Source organism: Dehalogenimonas etheniformans (genome assembly GCF_014672715.2).
Classification (GTDB): Bacteria; Chloroflexota; Dehalococcoidia; order Dehalococcoidales; family Dehalococcoidaceae; genus Dehalogenimonas; species Dehalogenimonas etheniformans.
Window position 1 is genome coordinate 1,264,971 of record NZ_CP058566.2, and the last position, 14,084, is coordinate 1,279,054.

The window sequence follows — 14,084 nt, forward strand, 5'->3', positions numbered from 1 at the left end:
TAAATCATATGAATACTAACTATCTAATATTTTAGCTTGCCCTGGCCGGTTGCTCGGTTTCCCGTCCCAGCGGGATGTAACCGCGGCGGATGGCCAGCACGGCGGCGTGGGCGCGGTCATTGGCGTTGAGTTTGCGCAGGATAGCCGAAATGTGGTTCTTGATCGTCTGCTCCGAGATTTTCAGGGCGATAGCGATCTGCTTGTTGGTGTGGCCGTCGGTGACGTGGATCAAAATCTGGCGCTCGCGGGAGGTGAGGGGGGCGACGACGTCCAGGCCGGCGTCCAACTCGCTCAGTTCCTGGAAATTCTTCAGTACCCGCTGGGCGATGACCGGGCGGGTCAGCAATTCGTTGATGGGGTATTCGCCGCGGGAGGCGCGGTCAATGGTCTCCAGGAGTTCGCCGGCGGTGCTGCTTTTCTTGAGGCAGGCCACGGCGGCGGTGCGGATGACGTCGAAGAGTTCGGTGTCATTGGGGTCAGGCGACAGAATGATGACGCGGATGTTGGGGTAATAGCGCACGATCTTGCGGCCCAGCTCCAGGCCGTTGGAGGCGGTCAGGTCCGAGCCCAGGAGGACGATGTCGGGGAGGGAGGCTTCAACCTTGGCGAGGGGGTCTTCGTTGGGATCGCATTCGACCACTTCCAGGTTTTCCCGGCTGGACAGGGCTTGGGCGACGCCGGAACGGAAAAAGGGCTGTTAATCGCAAACCATAATCCTGGTCATGTTTTATGCCATCTCCTTGCTGTCTTCGGCCATGTCATCGGAGCCGTTGTGATTCTGGTGCACCGCCAGGAACTCGTCGATGTCCTCACGCCGGAAGCGCCTATCACCGCGCGGTCCCAACTGGTAAGCCTTGAGGGTGCCCTGGTTGCTCCAGCGGCGGACGGTGTTGATGTGGACGTTAAGTATCGCCGCCACTTCGCTCGTGGTGAGCATCGGAGTTACGGGCGACCCACTTTTTTGCGCCATGTTGATTTACCTTTCTCAACCTAACCATAAGTAACTAGACAGTACTATATCTCATTGAAAGTACCTCCACAAGATGACTTTGGTACTATTTCTCGAAATATTTTTGCGTCATTTGAAGCCGAGTAGCATAATTACTTTATGAACGATAGTTTAGGCATCGGGAAAATCCGCGGCTTGCAGCAGATAGCCGGAAAGTCCGGGGTCTTTAATGTGGCGGCGATCGACCACCGTGGTTCTCTGGAACGCGGACTGTGCTCTGTCGATGGACCTGAATGCTACGCCGAGCTAGTCGAATTCAAGATGGAACTGTGCCGGGCTCTGGCGCCGGTGGCCAGCGCTGTCCTGCTGGATCCGGTCTACGGCGCCGCCCAGGCAATCGCCGGTTCCGTCCTGCCGAAAGGCACCGGGCTGCTGGTCAGCGTCGAAGCTACCGGTTATGAAGGCGATAGCACTGCCCGCGTCACCAGAGTACTGGATGGGTGGGGGGTGGAGAAGATCAAGCGCATGGGAGCTTCGGCGGTTAAGATGCTGGTCTATTTCCGGCCGGACTCCGGGGAACTGGCGGAAGAGCAACTGGCAACCGTGGAGAAAATCGCTCTCGAGTGCGTCAGGTTTGACATCCCCTTCCTCGTAGAGCCGGTGGCGTACCCGCTGGAGGGAGAGACAACAGCGGATTTCAATTCGAAAAAAACAGCCCTGGTGGTCGAAACGGCCAGAGTTATGACCGTTTTGCCTATCGACGTTCTCAAGGCTGAATTTCCGGCGAATGTAGTGGCTGAGGATGGGGAAACCCTTATGGATGCCTGCCGCCAGTTGGATGAAGCGTCCGCCAAGCCCTGGGTCATCCTCTCAGGAGGGGCGGAATATGAAATCTTCCGCAAAGAGGTTGAAATAGCGTGCGGGGCGGGGGCTTCTGGATTTTTAGCGGGACGAGCGATTTGGCAAGAAGCGGTTTCGATGCAGAAAATTTCGGAACGAACCCAATTCCTGGCTACGGTCGCCGCCAGGCGGCTCAAAGAGATCAGTTTGATTGCGGAAAGTCGCGGACGCCCCTGGTATCAAAAATTGGGATTGAGCCCCTCCAACCTGGCAGCGGTGGACGAGGGGTGGCACTACCGTTATTAGGCAGCCTGTCCGGTGATCAGAATTTGTTCACCCTGGCGGGTGACCTTAGCCACTCCGGGCATCGTCGATAGCTGTTCCACCAGCGGCAAAGTCTCAACCAATCTGATATGTAATTTGATACCTGAAGCTGCGCCGGAAGTGGCCAGGATCTTGATCTCCGGGAATTTTCGCAGGGCATTCTGAAACGCTATCGCACCACCGGTCACGAATTGACTCAATTGTAAGACATATTCCCCAGGGACGAATTCCTCGACGGCTTCCTCCGATGGTGCCTCAGGGGTGATCATGGTGTCTTCCTGAATGATTGCGTCTTTTAATTGACCGGGAGCTTCGGCATCTGCTACCGCCGCAAGTTGATTTTCGTCCAGGAGTGATCTATCCGCCTGACTTGGAACAACAGGTTCAAGCTCAGGTTCTAAAATGTTGGGAGGTTGGGTATGGGCGGGTCCTGAGAACCCTGCCTCAACCGTCGTGTTGGATGGGGGTTCGGGGTAATGCTCCCGTTCCAATTGGCTGATCAGATATTCGGCTTCCTGGCGGGCCAGGATTTCCACCTCTGCCAGGATCTTAGCTTCTTCTTCAGCGATCCGACCAACGAGTTCTGCTTCTTTGGCCGTCGAGGACGAATATAGCGCCTCCGTCTTTTCGACGGGGCTTCCCCGCTGGTTATCGATCTCATCGGAAAAAGAGGTTTTGATGTCCCTGTCGTTCAACACAAATACCTCCGGCAGAGACCAGCCCGTAGCTTTGGGCTAATCGCACAGTCATCTGGAAGTATAGGATGACAGGGAAAAAGTGTCAATCACCCAAACCTGCTATATTATGGCTGGCAACCGGCTTTTCCGATAATTTTTATGGGCTCAGAATGAGGGCTTCGTAGCCGTTGGTGATAGCAGCCAGCGCCCGGTTTAGGGCCGATTGGACCGCCGGGGAAAGGGTGTTGTTGTATGCCCTGGCCAACAAATTAATCTGGTCATTGGCATGGCTTACGAGGCCAGCGTCAACCGCCGAACCGCCCTCCTGCAGAGTGATCGTGGTCCCAAATACTGGAGCACCGACTTCAGGAAGGTTGCCGGGTGGAGGCGTACTTCCGCCGATCGACGAGTTGGTAGTGTCCGGCGGTTTGGTTCCGGGAGAAGTTGTATCGGTAACGGTATTGCCCGTCGTTCTCGGGAAATTCGATGAAGCCTTGGCAGCGGCATAATCATTGGCGGAAAGCCCGATGGCAGACGCAGCCGCCGAAAGGTTGATTTCGATGCGGCTGGTCAATTCGGCAATCCCCTGAGAATTACCTTTACCGGCCAGGTAGACGATCTCACCGACTCTCCGGTCATTCAAGGAAGCATACAGTTCTACCTTAGCTTCCGATGAAAAGGTCAAGCCGACAAGCGCCTGTTCCAGGTCGAGCTTCAAAGGATACAGGATCTGGCCGGGCATCGCCGACGAAGCGGCGTAAGCAACACTGCCTCCCGCCATAGTCAGGCCTAATACGAATGTAACAACGGCATTTGCCCAACCGATTCGCCAAAAAGGCCGGGGCCGAACGGTGCGGCTGGACAGTTCCGCCATACGCTGGTTTAAAGCGACCCGAATGCGCATTCTGGCGCCAACGGGGGGGATTATACTCGCCGCTTTTGAAATATCCATCGATGTCCAGAGGAGTCCTTCCAGTTCAGCCGCGTATTCCGGATAGCGTTCGAGACAATCTTCCACCGTGGTTTGCCCGTTAAGAACTTCGTCCAGGCAACTATTAAATATCTGATCTATGTTGTTCATCTTATCCATTGGGATTCACCATGATGCGCCTGAGAGCCGCCACCGCACTGTGCTGCAAAGCTTTTATCGCCCCCTCGGTCTTATCCATCACCTTTGCCACCTGCGCAATAGGCATATCCGCCCCAAAACGTAGAGCGATGACTTCCTGCTGCAACTTTGTCAATTTCTTGGCCGCTTCAATGAGCTCCTTGGTTTCTAGTTTTAGCTCAGTTTCTTCAACAAGATCACCATCAGCCGGGATCGGCAGGGATTCATCGAGTTCAAGAGTCGGCCGGCGCGACCTTTTCCTGAGGGTATCCACCACCTGGTTGTGGGCGATCCGATAGAGCCAGGCGCTGAACGGGACCTCCCGCATTTTGTACGAGCAGATCGATTCCAGAGCGTTGACAAACACCTGCTGCGTCAAATCTTCCGCCTCGGTACGGTTGCCGATCTTGATCGCCACATAGCGATAAATCTTCTCGAAATAGGCCTCATATATGCGGCCGAAAGCCTCCGCGTCGCGGGACTGCGCCCGCGTTATGAGACTTTGCTCATCCTGCACCTTGAAAAAACCCCCTCGTCGGCATGCGTGCTGCTGAAAGTTTCTACCGACACCGTCCGGTTTTTAGTCGGTGCAACAATTATAACGAAAAGGATTGGCTCGAGGATAGCACCCGTTTGCTGCCAAACGTGCGCTCGTTAGAAACGGTAAAGCCCGGCGCAGGCCGGGCTTTTAAGAAAGGCAACCTGAGAATTAAACCTCTATCTCCTGGCGTCCCAGTTTGATGTTCTCCAGATAGTCAGCCTTGATGCCCAGGGATTCAGAAATCTCTGTATCCACATCGAGGGGTCTGCCTATGAATATCTTTCCCACTTCTTCCGCTGTGCCATGCATGGGGTCATCTCCGACGATGAATTTCTGCTTCGCCTCGATAATGCTCATATCGAAGGGGAGGGTAAAATAAAGGTCCGCCAGCACCTTGTCCAATCCAAGCGCATACAGGTTCTTCCAACCATCTTTGTTGCCGCCGTATTTGGCGACCGGTAATAGCGACATGAGATTTGACATGGTAAGTTCGCCCTGACCTTTGTTCACCTTTAGGGGAGATACCGAGATTAAATAGTCCGAAGACAGGATGATGTTAGGCACCCAGAAGGTCGGGATGATGAACGGCTTGGGCAAAGGGTTGTCCACCTCGACCCAGGTGGAATCCTTAACGTCGAGGGTCAAAACTCGAGGGAAATCATACCCGAGTGACTGATAGATGGGACGGATGGGTTCCCCGTTCGGAGTACCGTCCAGCAGGATGATATCCGCATCGGAAATCCACCGGATTCCCTTGATGATACGCGCGATGATATCTTTACTGGTGGTTACCGGATAACCGGCTGCGAAATGGGCCGAGGGTTTGATCAGTACCCGCCTCGCCCTTGAGATGGCTTCGGGGGCTTTGAACACAAACTGCGACGCGTTATATATCAATTCGAAAAACCCTTCTCAGGAATGTTTAGGTAATTACGACTAAGTTCGGCACACAAAATAAAAACTTGAGACGCATGCGTGGTGGAAGGTCGGTTTGCATCGGGTCCCAAGAGTATAATCTTACCAACCGAGACTAAGGGCGAAAGGCCAAGAAATCCCGGCATAGTTCACGCGTTATAACGGGCTAGAACTAACCCCTCCTATACATTCATTTTAACATTCTAGTCAATAGGGTTTTGAGGCGAGTTCCCCTTTTTTCCCTGATCGTCCGGCGTATGGTTTGACTTTGAGCGAGCCTTAACTTATCCTGAATCACCATCGTCAAGGAGCCGCTTTGGAACGTCAATTACTGTCAGGAAACGAGGCCATAGCCCTCGGCGCCGCTCACGCCGGACTGAAGCTTGCAGCCGCTTATCCCGGTACACCATCAACTGAAATTATGGAAGCAATCTCGAGGCTTCCAGAGATCTACAGCGAGTGGTCTTCAAACGAAGCGGTCGCCGTCGAAGTAGCCACAGGAGCAAGTTACACCGGAGTCAGGGCAATGGCCTGCATGAAACACGTCGGCCTAAATGTGGCTGCTGACGCCTTCATGGCTGCCGCCACTACCGGTGTTCGGGGCGGTCTGGTCATCGTATCCGCCGATGACCCTGGCGTCCACTCTTCTCAAAACGAACAGGATTCCCGAAATTATGCCCGGCTCGGCAAAGTGCCCTGCCTGGAACCGTCTGATTCACAAGAAGCCTACGACTTTGCCCGCGCAGCGTTTGAACTTAGCGAAGAATTCGATACGCCGGTACTTCTGCGGCCGACAACCCGCGTCTGCCATTCCAAGAGCATCATCGTCCCAAGAGAACCGATTGCTCCCCAACATAATCCAGAGTTTCACCACGAATTCGCCAAATGGGTGATGCTGCCCGGTTCAGCTAGGGCGCGGTGGATAAAAGTCATAGAACGGTTGGAAAAATTGTCACATTTCGGCGAAACTTCCGAACTGAACAAGGTCGTCCGTGGAACGACTGACCTTGGCATCATCGCCAACGGCATTTCCTACCAGTACGCGCGCGATGTATTCCCCGATGCCTCGTTTTTGAAGTTGGGGATGTCCTACCCTCTACCCAAAAACCTGGTTCGGGACTTTTCAAGGCAGGTCAAGAGACTGCTGGTGATCGAGGAACTCGACAGCTTCATCGAAACCGAACTCAAGGCACTGGGTATCGCCGCAGACGGTAAAGAATTTTTCCCGAGAACCGGGGAGTTCTCCCCGGATGTCATCCGTGACTCGGCGTCCAAAGCTGGCATCCCTATCGAAAGACTTTGCAGGAATTCACCGATCGAAGGTCTTGCCAAAAGACCGCCTTTGTTGTGCCCCGGTTGTCCGCATTCAGGAGTATTCTTTACCCTCTCCAGCATGGGACACCGGTCAACCTTGCCCGGCAAGGAGCCGCGGCCTCCAAAGCTAACCATCTGCGGAGACATAGGCTGTTACACGCTTGGAGCTTACCCTCCTCTAGGAGTCATCGACACTTGCGGCTGTATGGGAGCCGGCATTTCCCAGGCAGCCGGAATGGCTCAGGCCGGGGCGATTGAAAAACCCCTGGCGGTGATTGGTGATTCCACATTCATGCATTCCGGCATCAACAGCCTGATAAACGCGGTTTACAATCAAGCCAGGATCTGCGTCATCATTTTGGACAACGGCACCACCGCCATGACCGGCCACCAGGGGCACCCGGGAAGCGGGGTCTCCGTGACAGGCCAGCCGGGGAATCGTATCGTAATCGAAGACCTGGTACGAGGAGCCGGTGTAAAAAGCGTCGTCGTGGCCAATGCCTTCGATTTGAAAACCATCCGGTCTGAGTTGAGACGTGCGATATCTTCGGACCAACTTGAGGTCTTGATCATCAGGGGCGAATGTCCCACCCTGACCCGAAAAAAAGCTCAACCACTCAGACTTTCAATAGAAAAATGTGACGACTGCGGTGCCTGTCTGTTGATCGGCTGCTCGGCGATTGTGAAAAACGAAAATGGCCCAATCACGATAGATCCCGCGGTTTGCCTGGGGGATAACTGCACCTTGTGCAAGCAGATCTGCCCGAGAGGCACAATCACAGCGACAGCAGAGGTGTCAGAGTGACCGGCAAGAACATCTTGATCGTTGGTGTGGGCGGCCAGGGCGTGGTGCTGGCTTCCAATCTGCTGGCTGAAGCCGCACTCAAGGCCGGATTCGATGTCAAAAAGACCGACACGCTCGGCATGGCGCAGCGCGGCGGCAGCGTCGTTTCTCACTTACGTTGCGCCAATTCGGTGGCTTCACCCCTGATCCCCGTCGGAGAGGCTGACCTGCTGATCGCCTTTGAGAAGCTCGAGGCGGCACGCTGGGCTCATTTCTTGAAACCGGGAGGTTTGGCAATCGTTAACGACCTGGCTTTGCCGCCACTATCGGTGACCCTGGGCAGTGAGTCCTACCCCTCGGACCAAGAATTGCTGAGCATGTTGTCCGGTTTTTCGGTGAACATCAAATTGATCGCGGGATCGACCATCGCTGCAAAACTGGGCAACCCAAAGATGGTTAACACCGTCCTGCTGGGATACGCTTCAACGTACGTCGACATTGAAGCTGGTATTGTTAGGTCTACTATTGAGGCAGGTCTTCCGGATAAGTTAAGGAAGATAAACCTGGCAGCTTTTGAAAAAGGCCGGTCCCTGGCAGAACCTCAACACCAATAAGAACCTTCGCTTAAGCTTTAGTCTCACACACCGGCCCGGTCGCTTTATTGTCGCCCAACATTTTTGAAAGCAGTTGCGGCAATTTTATCTCACCTAAAAACATCCCGTTATTGTCGACAACGGGAAGCTCTATCGCTTGCTCGAGGACCATGATGCGCAAGGCTTCAGCCAGGGTCGCATCCGGTTTAACCTCTGGTGCAGCGGAAAGAATATCGCCGATGGTCTGGGACTGACACAGTTTTACAACCTCAAAAGCGTGAAGCGAATCTGCTGTTCGAATACTCGAACGGTTTACAATTTCCATCCCCAGTTTCAGTTTTACCCAATTGAGAATGTAATGCAGTTTTACCGCGCCTTTGTATTTGTTGTGTTTATCAACGATGAACAAGGTATGTAGTTCCGGTTGGGAAAGGAATTCATTTATTGCCTTTTCAACAGGCTCATCCTCGGTGGCAAACAGGGCTTTTGTACCGGGAATCATTATCTCCCGGACTCGAGTCTCGGTCATTGACTATCCTCTCTTTAATTCAGGGGTACAGGCGATTACCATTATCATCAAAAATGGCGATGGCATCAACCGGACAGGAGCGGGCGGCGGCTAATAATTTCTCATCGTCAACAGACTTGGGGTCCAGGAGTATCGCTTTGCCGAAGGAATCCAGGTCGAAAACGGTCGGCGCTTCCTCTAGGCAGTCCGCTGCGCCGATACATTTATCGCGGTCGATCTCTACTCTCATGAGGTACATTCCTCTCCATACGTATTGTAACACAGGCATCCTCGGAAACGATTAAATTTCAACGCCCCAAAGTCCTGATTGGGAGCGGTTTGAACCGACACATTCACGCTATATAATGTACCTGAAGGTTTGAGAGCAGCGCCCAGTACTCGCTAAAAAAAGAGAGGATGAAAAACATGTATACCGCGATGGATTTCACCAAACTGCAGGGCATGATGGGGTTTTCTGACCTGCTACTTAATAATCATTTCACTCTGTATCAGGGTTACATCAAAAACACCAACAAGCTCATCGAAACGATCGATGCACTCTCCAAATCAGGCAAATCGGATACTCCGGAATACGCCGAACTTCAGCGGCATTTCGGATTTGAATGGAACGGCATGAGGCTGCACGAACTGTATTTCGGCAACCTGGGCGGAAGCGGCATGCCGATAACGAGCGGAAAACTCGAAAAGAAACTGATAGAGGCCTGCGGCAGCTACGAAGCCTGGGAAAAGGATTTCCGCGCGACTGCTTCCATGAGGGGCGTCGGCTGGGCAGTGCTGTATCAGGACTCAATGACCGGCATGGTATTCAACAGCTGGATCAACCTCCATGAATCCGGCCATTTGGCAGGATGCAATCCCATTCTGGTGATGGACGTTTGGGAGCACGCCTTTATGCTCGATTACGGGTTGAAACGCGCCGACTACATTGACGCTTTTTTCAAGAATGTCGACTGGACAGCCTGCGAAAAACGCCTGAAGTAATTATTACTCAGTGAATAGAGGAGAGAAAATATGTCTATCGCCTTCTCCCCGGCCGAACTCTACAATATCGCCATCGCGGTCGAACGCAGAGGGGCTGCTTTCTACGACACTCTGGCAAGGTCTTCTCAGAACGACCTAGTCAGACAATCTTTTCTGGCTCTGGCGGCCATGGAGCACCAGCATATCCAGACCTTTCAAAAGATGCTGGCGTCAGCCCCTAAAACTTTCGGGGAAGGTTTTGAGGATGAGGAATATGGGGCATACTTCAAGGCGCTGGTCGATTCCTCCGTATTCAACGACGACCTGGCTACCAGCGAACTCGTGACCAAGGTGGACAGCGATAAAGAAGCCGTCGAAATCGGGATCGGGGCGGAAAAAGACTCGATACTATTTTACGAACAGATTCAGGATATTGCCGGCGGCGATGCGGCTGAAAGCATCGGCAAGATCATCAGCGAAGAAAAAGAACATCTGCGTAAGCTGGCGGAAATCAAAACCAAATTATAATAACCAAGGTACAATAACCATATCAAATCTCAAGAAACGACACATCTGGAATTTGAATTTTGGGATTTGAAATTTGCTGGGATTTGTCTCTTGGTTATTGGTTATTTCTTGACCACATCCCAGAAACTCTGCAGGCCGCCGAAGTCCATCAATCCGCTCATGGCGCGGTTGCGGGTGCCGATCCCGGCTTCCGCCGCGGCTGCTACCGGATTCAAACCGCCGCTCAACACCAGCCCCACCTTGTTCAACCCGACAGGTACTTCGCAGATCGGCTTGCCGCTTTCGCCCATAGCCACCAGGCCGCGGATGCCGGCCTTCTCTAGTTTCGCTATCAAGTCCCTGACCAATGGCAGGCTCATCGCCGGAATTTCACGAAAATTGGCTAGAATTTTACCGGCCCCACGGCGCGCAGTTTCGCCGACGGCGGTCATCCGACTGGCGATGAAAATCTCCGAAGGGTCTAACGATGAACCGGAATAGTGGATAAGGTCAGTGAATCGCCACGGCCGGTTTTGCCGGAACTGCAGCGTGCCGCCGAAACGGGAATCCATGGGCACGCCGGACCTGAGGAGGGTGCCGTTGATCACTATTGAGCAGACGGTGGCAAAACCCACGTAATCCTGCGGCACGAGCAATCCGCCGAGAGATCCGCCGGCTTCAGCTATTGCCACTCTTTCGGCAACGCAAATTCCTGCCTTGAAAACCGGGGTCATCGCCTTCAATGCTTCTTTGAACTGGTCAGCCTGGAAAAATGAGATGTTCACCGGAATCAGCCCGGACTGCCTGTCGACGTCGAAAGTGCTCTGATAAGCCAGCAACTCGATCTTATCGGAAACAAAGCCTACTTTATCAGTCACCAGGGCATTGGATAATTCGTCAAGACCCGCCGTGGTAACACTCCGCCCGCTGCGCCGGGACACCTTGCTGGTCAGCCCCTGCTCGTCCAAAAGCCCGAGATGATAACGCACGGCACGTTCCGAGAGTTCGATGCCGTATTCGTCACGAAGGCGGCGGGCGATAACCTGGCTCCCCAGCGAACCCGTTGAACTCCCAAGGACCCTGAGGATCGCCAGTTTTTCTCTTTCAACTTCGCGGCTGTCGATTTTCGCCATATAACCTCAAACATTACGGCAATTTATTCCATTTATTTGCCATTATATCACGGATTCAATCAGCTTGTTCAATCTGCCGCCATCGGATAACACTTTTTGATATAATACAGTAGTGACTAATGTATTTATCGAGACCCTCGGCTGCAAGCTAAACCAGTCCGAATCGGAAACGATGGGGCGTGATTTATCGGCTGCTGGTTACCGTATTGTCCATTCCATCGATGAAGCCGACATTTTTCTGCTGAATACCTGCACCGTAACCGGCGTGGCCGACCGCAAGGCGAGGCAGGCTGCCCGTGCCTCTCTCAAAACCAACCCCCGAATAAAAGTCGTTATTACGGGTTGCTACGCCGAACGGGACAGCGGAGAACTCAGCAAATTACCCGGAATCGCGACTGTCCTGGGCAACGCAGCTAAAAGCAACATCGCCAGTGAGCTTGAAAGTATCGGATTTATCCATTCCAAAGAACCTTTTAAAAGCGAAGCCGGCAGGACGCGCTCGATGATCAAAATCCAGGACGGCTGCGATCACCGGTGCGCCTATTGCATCGTACCCTTGGTCAGACCCCACAAAAGCTGCGTTCATGCTGAAATCATCATCGAACAAATCAAAAAACGGCAGGCTGAGGGTTTCCGCGAGGTGATACTCACGGGGACGGAAATAGGAGAATACGCTAAAGACGGCCTGAACCTGGCAGGTTTACTGAAACGGATTCTTGCCAAGACCGGTATCGAACGCGTACGCATTTCTTCACTACAACCGCAGGAGATCAACCAGGAACTTGTTAATCTCTGGAAAAACAAACGCTTGTGCCGCCATTTCCACCTGTCGCTGCAGAGCGGCTCCGATACGGTCCTCCGTCACATGCAACGGCGTTATAACAAGGCAAGCTACAGGTCAGCGGTTAAACTCATAAGGGACGCCGTACCGGAAGCGGCAATCACCACCGACATTATCGCCGGATTCCCAGGCGAGACCGACGCCGAGTTTGAAAAGAGCTTCAGGTTTATCGAGGAAATTGGATTTTCGCGCTTGCACGTTTTCCCTTACTCACCCCGCCCCGGAACCCTGGCCGCCTCAATGCCGGGACAGGTCGAGTCCAGTACGATAAAAACCCGCGTAGATCGTCTACTCAAACTGGGGCGGCAAGGCGAACTGGATTTCAAGCGGAGATTCAAAGGCAAAACCCTCGAAATCTTGATAGAAGCCAGGGAAGACGCCCGGTGGGTGGGCTACACCGACAACTATATCAGGGCGACCATCGATAGCACCGAAGACTTGGAAAACCGTATCGTCGAAGCGAAACTTTAAGTCCGGATAATAACTGAGGCGCCTCTTGCGAGGCGCCTCAGATTCTTTTGCTTTTAGTTCAAACTACCGGGTCGGCGGTTTGATCTTGCGGAAGCAATCGCTGCAGTAGACGGGCTTGTCGCCACGGGGCTGGAACGGAACCTGGGTGTTCTGACCACAGGCTGCGCACACGGCCGGGTACATCTGAGCCCTCTGACCGCCGCCGAAACTGCCGCCACCCATTCCGGTGCTGCCACCACGCTCGGCTTTGCGAGCGGCGCGGCAGGACGGGCAGCGCTTTGGTTCATTGGTATAACCCTTGGAACGGAAAAACTCCTGATCCTCAGCGCTGAAGGTGAAGGTAGTGCCGCAATCGGTGCACTGGATCTGCTTGTCCTGAGCCATTTGTATGACCTCCTCTCTTAAAACTCGTTGTGAGAGTTGCGGTCATCTATACGTAGGCTCGAGGCGCGGTAATAATGACACGAACTGAACAACTATTCTTCAATATATCGCAATACACAGCGGTTGTCAATAGGCCAATCCTGAAAAGAGGAAAATAACGGGAGAAGTGTTCGGCGATTTAGGATCTAAAGCTCGAGTTGGAAAACCTTGATGGAATCGAGCTTCCTGCCGCCCATCCGGTAGTAGAAGTCGTGAGCCGGGGTATTCCAATCGAGGGCAGTCCATTCCATGGCGCCGCAGCCGCGGTTTCTGGCCAGTTCTATCATCGCCTGGAATAAAGCCTTGCCGGCGCCTGAACCCCTGAATTCCGGCAAAACGAAAAGGTCCTCGATGTACAGCTTGGGCTTGGCTCTGAAGGTGCCATAGGTCTCGAAAACCACGGCGCAGCCAATGGCGTTCCCGCCCAACTCGGCAATATAAGCCTCGAAGCGCGGAGTGGCCGAAACCAACTCAGCGGAAAGCCTTTCCCGGCCGGCGGCGTCCGGAGGGGTAAGTTTTTCATATTCGGCCAAAGCCACCAGCAGGTCGATGACGATCGCCGTGTCTTCGACGCCGGCGCGGCGGACTGAGATTTTAGACATGGGGCCAATCTTAAAGCAACGGCGCCCGGTGATACAACTATTTACCCCGCGCCACTGCCGCCAGGACTTCATCCATGTCCGGAGCGTGGTCGATTTTGTATTCTTTGGCAAATATTACCTTGCCCTGTTCGTTCAAGACCACGTTAGCGCGCTGGGCAAAGCCCTCCGCCTCGATGAACAAGCCGTACCTGCGGGAAACCTCGCCGTGGGGCCAAAAGTCGGATAACAATCTGGTATTTTTGATTCCCAGGGATTTTGCCCAGGTGTTCTTGGTCGGGACGGTATCGATGCTGATACCGAATGCCACCGCGTTCATCTCGGCGAGCTTTTGAAAATTTCTCTCGAGCGAGAGCATCTGCTCCTGGCACACGTTGGTCCAGGCTAGCGGATGAAATGACAACACCACTTTCTTGCCTCTGAAATTCGAGAGAGTGACCGGTTTGCCATCCTGGTCCTTCAGTGTAAAATCCGGGGCCGTGGCGCCGATGGCGATCATCGCAATATCCTTTCGAAGTTGAATTGCCTTTCAGGGATATTGTAAATGCTGCCTGTATGAGCGCAAAACCGCCGGGC

The 14,084-nt window shown here is 53.5% G+C and carries 18 protein-coding genes and 1 pseudogene; 6 read left to right on the forward strand and 13 right to left on the reverse strand.

Annotated features, from left to right (window positions below; translation table 11 throughout):
* Positions 1-31: 31 nt before the first annotated feature.
* From HX448_RS10595 to HX448_RS06365, 3 genes and pseudogenes are all read right to left on the reverse strand, one after another.
* Positions 32-346 carry a response regulator transcription factor gene (locus HX448_RS10595; RefSeq protein ID WP_264294077.1) on the reverse strand — a complete coding sequence of 105 codons (315 nt, stop codon included), beginning with the start codon at positions 344-346 and terminating at the stop codon, positions 32-34.
* Positions 347-394: 48 nt separating this feature from the next.
* Positions 395-682: pseudogene (locus HX448_RS10600) on the reverse strand (response regulator); the annotation flags it as partial.
* Positions 683-727: 45 nt separating this feature from the next.
* On the reverse strand, positions 728-970 hold the full coding sequence (locus HX448_RS06365; protein ID WP_102330092.1) for a helix-turn-helix domain-containing protein: 243 nt from the start codon (positions 968-970) through the stop codon (positions 728-730).
* Positions 971-1,108: 138 nt separating this feature from the next.
* Between HX448_RS06365 and HX448_RS06370 the strand changes: the two genes are divergently transcribed.
* Positions 1,109-2,095, forward strand: a complete 987-nt coding sequence (locus HX448_RS06370; protein ID WP_102330091.1) for a tagatose 1,6-diphosphate aldolase — start codon at positions 1,109-1,111, stop codon at positions 2,093-2,095.
* Here the strand turns inward: HX448_RS06370 and HX448_RS06375 are convergent.
* The 4 genes from HX448_RS06375 to HX448_RS06390 all read right to left on the reverse strand — a co-directional run bounded on the left by HX448_RS06375 (position 2,092) and on the right by HX448_RS06390 (position 5,336).
* Complete coding sequence (locus tag HX448_RS06375; protein WP_102330090.1) at positions 2,092-2,811, reverse strand: hypothetical protein; 720 nt, start codon at positions 2,809-2,811, stop codon at positions 2,092-2,094. The genes HX448_RS06370 and HX448_RS06375 overlap by 4 nt on opposite strands.
* Positions 2,812-2,947: 136 nt before the next feature.
* A complete protein-coding gene (locus tag HX448_RS06380; protein ID WP_102330089.1) occupies positions 2,948-3,880 on the reverse strand; it encodes a DUF5667 domain-containing protein in 933 nt (310 codons plus the stop codon).
* Positions 3,873-4,415: an ECF subfamily RNA polymerase sigma factor, BldN family gene (locus HX448_RS06385; protein WP_102330088.1), complete on the reverse strand. Its 543-nt coding sequence runs from the start codon at positions 4,413-4,415 to the stop codon at positions 3,873-3,875. Before HX448_RS06385 ends, HX448_RS06380 begins: the two co-directional genes overlap by 8 nt.
* Before the next feature lie 192 nt (positions 4,416-4,607).
* The gene (locus tag HX448_RS06390; protein ID WP_102330087.1) at positions 4,608-5,336 is read right to left on the reverse strand and encodes a DUF362 domain-containing protein; all 729 of its coding nucleotides are present in this window, start codon (positions 5,334-5,336) and stop codon (positions 4,608-4,610) included.
* 334 nt (positions 5,337-5,670) lie between these two features.
* On the opposite strand from HX448_RS06390, the gene iorA reads away from it, so the two are divergent.
* Entirely contained in the window at positions 5,671-7,473 is a 1,803-nt protein-coding gene (iorA, locus tag HX448_RS06395) for an indolepyruvate ferredoxin oxidoreductase subunit alpha (protein ID WP_102330086.1), read from the forward strand.
* Complete coding sequence (locus HX448_RS06400; protein ID WP_102330085.1) at positions 7,470-8,066, forward strand: indolepyruvate oxidoreductase subunit beta; 597 nt, start codon at positions 7,470-7,472, stop codon at positions 8,064-8,066. Before iorA ends, HX448_RS06400 begins: the two co-directional genes overlap by 4 nt.
* Before the next feature lie 10 nt (positions 8,067-8,076).
* On the opposite strand, the gene HX448_RS06405 is transcribed toward HX448_RS06400, so the two are convergent.
* Entirely contained in the window at positions 8,077-8,574 is a 498-nt protein-coding gene (locus tag HX448_RS06405) for a CBS domain-containing protein (protein WP_102330084.1), read from the reverse strand.
* A gap of 19 nt (positions 8,575-8,593) precedes the next feature.
* Positions 8,594-8,803: a ferredoxin gene (locus HX448_RS06410; RefSeq protein ID WP_102330538.1), complete on the reverse strand. Its 210-nt coding sequence runs from the start codon at positions 8,801-8,803 to the stop codon at positions 8,594-8,596.
* 176 nt (positions 8,804-8,979) lie between these two features.
* On the opposite strand from HX448_RS06410, the gene HX448_RS06415 reads away from it, so the two are divergent.
* Positions 8,980-9,555 carry a superoxide dismutase gene (locus tag HX448_RS06415; protein WP_102330083.1) on the forward strand — a complete coding sequence of 192 codons (576 nt, stop codon included), beginning with the start codon at positions 8,980-8,982 and terminating at the stop codon, positions 9,553-9,555.
* Positions 9,556-9,585: 30 nt separating this feature from the next.
* Positions 9,586-10,062, forward strand: a complete 477-nt coding sequence (locus tag HX448_RS06420; RefSeq protein ID WP_102330082.1) for a ferritin-like domain-containing protein — start codon at positions 9,586-9,588, stop codon at positions 10,060-10,062.
* Positions 10,063-10,163: 101 nt separating this feature from the next.
* Here HX448_RS06420 and HX448_RS06425 read toward each other — a convergent pair whose 3' ends face one another.
* Positions 10,164-11,174, reverse strand: a complete 1,011-nt coding sequence (locus tag HX448_RS06425) for a DUF128 domain-containing protein (protein WP_102330081.1) — start codon at positions 11,172-11,174, stop codon at positions 10,164-10,166.
* Positions 11,175-11,286: 112 nt separating this feature from the next.
* On the opposite strand from HX448_RS06425, the gene mtaB reads away from it, so the two are divergent.
* Positions 11,287-12,486, forward strand: a complete 1,200-nt coding sequence (gene mtaB, locus HX448_RS06430; protein WP_102330080.1) for a tRNA (N(6)-L-threonylcarbamoyladenosine(37)-C(2))-methylthiotransferase MtaB — start codon at positions 11,287-11,289, stop codon at positions 12,484-12,486.
* Positions 12,487-12,549: 63 nt separating this feature from the next.
* Here the strand turns inward: mtaB and HX448_RS06435 are convergent, their stop codons facing one another.
* The 3 genes from HX448_RS06435 to HX448_RS06445 form a co-directional block, all read right to left on the reverse strand.
* A complete protein-coding gene (locus HX448_RS06435; protein ID WP_076004309.1) occupies positions 12,550-12,870 on the reverse strand; it encodes a CxxC-x17-CxxC domain-containing protein in 321 nt (106 codons plus the stop codon).
* Positions 12,871-13,055: 185 nt separating this feature from the next.
* On the reverse strand, positions 13,056-13,511 hold the full coding sequence (locus tag HX448_RS06440) for a GNAT family N-acetyltransferase (RefSeq protein ID WP_162485838.1): 456 nt from the start codon (positions 13,509-13,511) through the stop codon (positions 13,056-13,058).
* A 37-nt stretch (positions 13,512-13,548) separates the two neighbouring features.
* Positions 13,549-14,007 carry a redoxin domain-containing protein gene (locus HX448_RS06445; protein WP_190259850.1) on the reverse strand — a complete coding sequence of 153 codons (459 nt, stop codon included), beginning with the start codon at positions 14,005-14,007 and terminating at the stop codon, positions 13,549-13,551.
* Positions 14,008-14,084: the final 77 nt, after the last annotated feature.

What these genes read in the sequence shown, in the direction of transcription:
- HX448_RS06420 (WP_102330082.1), top strand. Translation starts at nt 9,586, where the DNA reads ATGTCTATCGCCTTCTCCCCGGCCGAACTCTACAATATCGCCATCGCG.
- HX448_RS06410 (WP_102330538.1), bottom strand. Translation starts at nt 8,803, where the DNA reads ATGAGAGTAGAGATCGACCGCGATAAATGTATCGGCGCAGCGGACTGC.
- HX448_RS06380 (WP_102330089.1), bottom strand. Translation starts at nt 3,880, where the DNA reads ATGGATAAGATGAACAACATAGATCAGATATTTAATAGTTGCCTGGAC.
- HX448_RS06415 (WP_102330083.1), top strand. Translation starts at nt 8,980, where the DNA reads ATGTATACCGCGATGGATTTCACCAAACTGCAGGGCATGATGGGGTTT.
- HX448_RS06445 (WP_190259850.1), bottom strand. Translation starts at nt 14,007, where the DNA reads ATGATCGCCATCGGCGCCACGGCCCCGGATTTTACACTGAAGGACCAG.
- HX448_RS06425 (WP_102330081.1), bottom strand. Translation starts at nt 11,174, where the DNA reads ATGGCGAAAATCGACAGCCGCGAAGTTGAAAGAGAAAAACTGGCGATC.
- HX448_RS06435 (WP_076004309.1), bottom strand. Translation starts at nt 12,870, where the DNA reads ATGGCTCAGGACAAGCAGATCCAGTGCACCGATTGCGGCACTACCTTC.
- HX448_RS06370 (WP_102330091.1), top strand. Translation starts at nt 1,109, where the DNA reads ATGAACGATAGTTTAGGCATCGGGAAAATCCGCGGCTTGCAGCAGATA.
- HX448_RS06440 (WP_162485838.1), bottom strand. Translation starts at nt 13,511, where the DNA reads ATGTCTAAAATCTCAGTCCGCCGCGCCGGCGTCGAAGACACGGCGATC.
- HX448_RS06405 (WP_102330084.1), bottom strand. Translation starts at nt 8,574, where the DNA reads ATGACCGAGACTCGAGTCCGGGAGATAATGATTCCCGGTACAAAAGCC.
- HX448_RS06365 (WP_102330092.1), bottom strand. Translation starts at nt 970, where the DNA reads ATGGCGCAAAAAAGTGGGTCGCCCGTAACTCCGATGCTCACCACGAGC.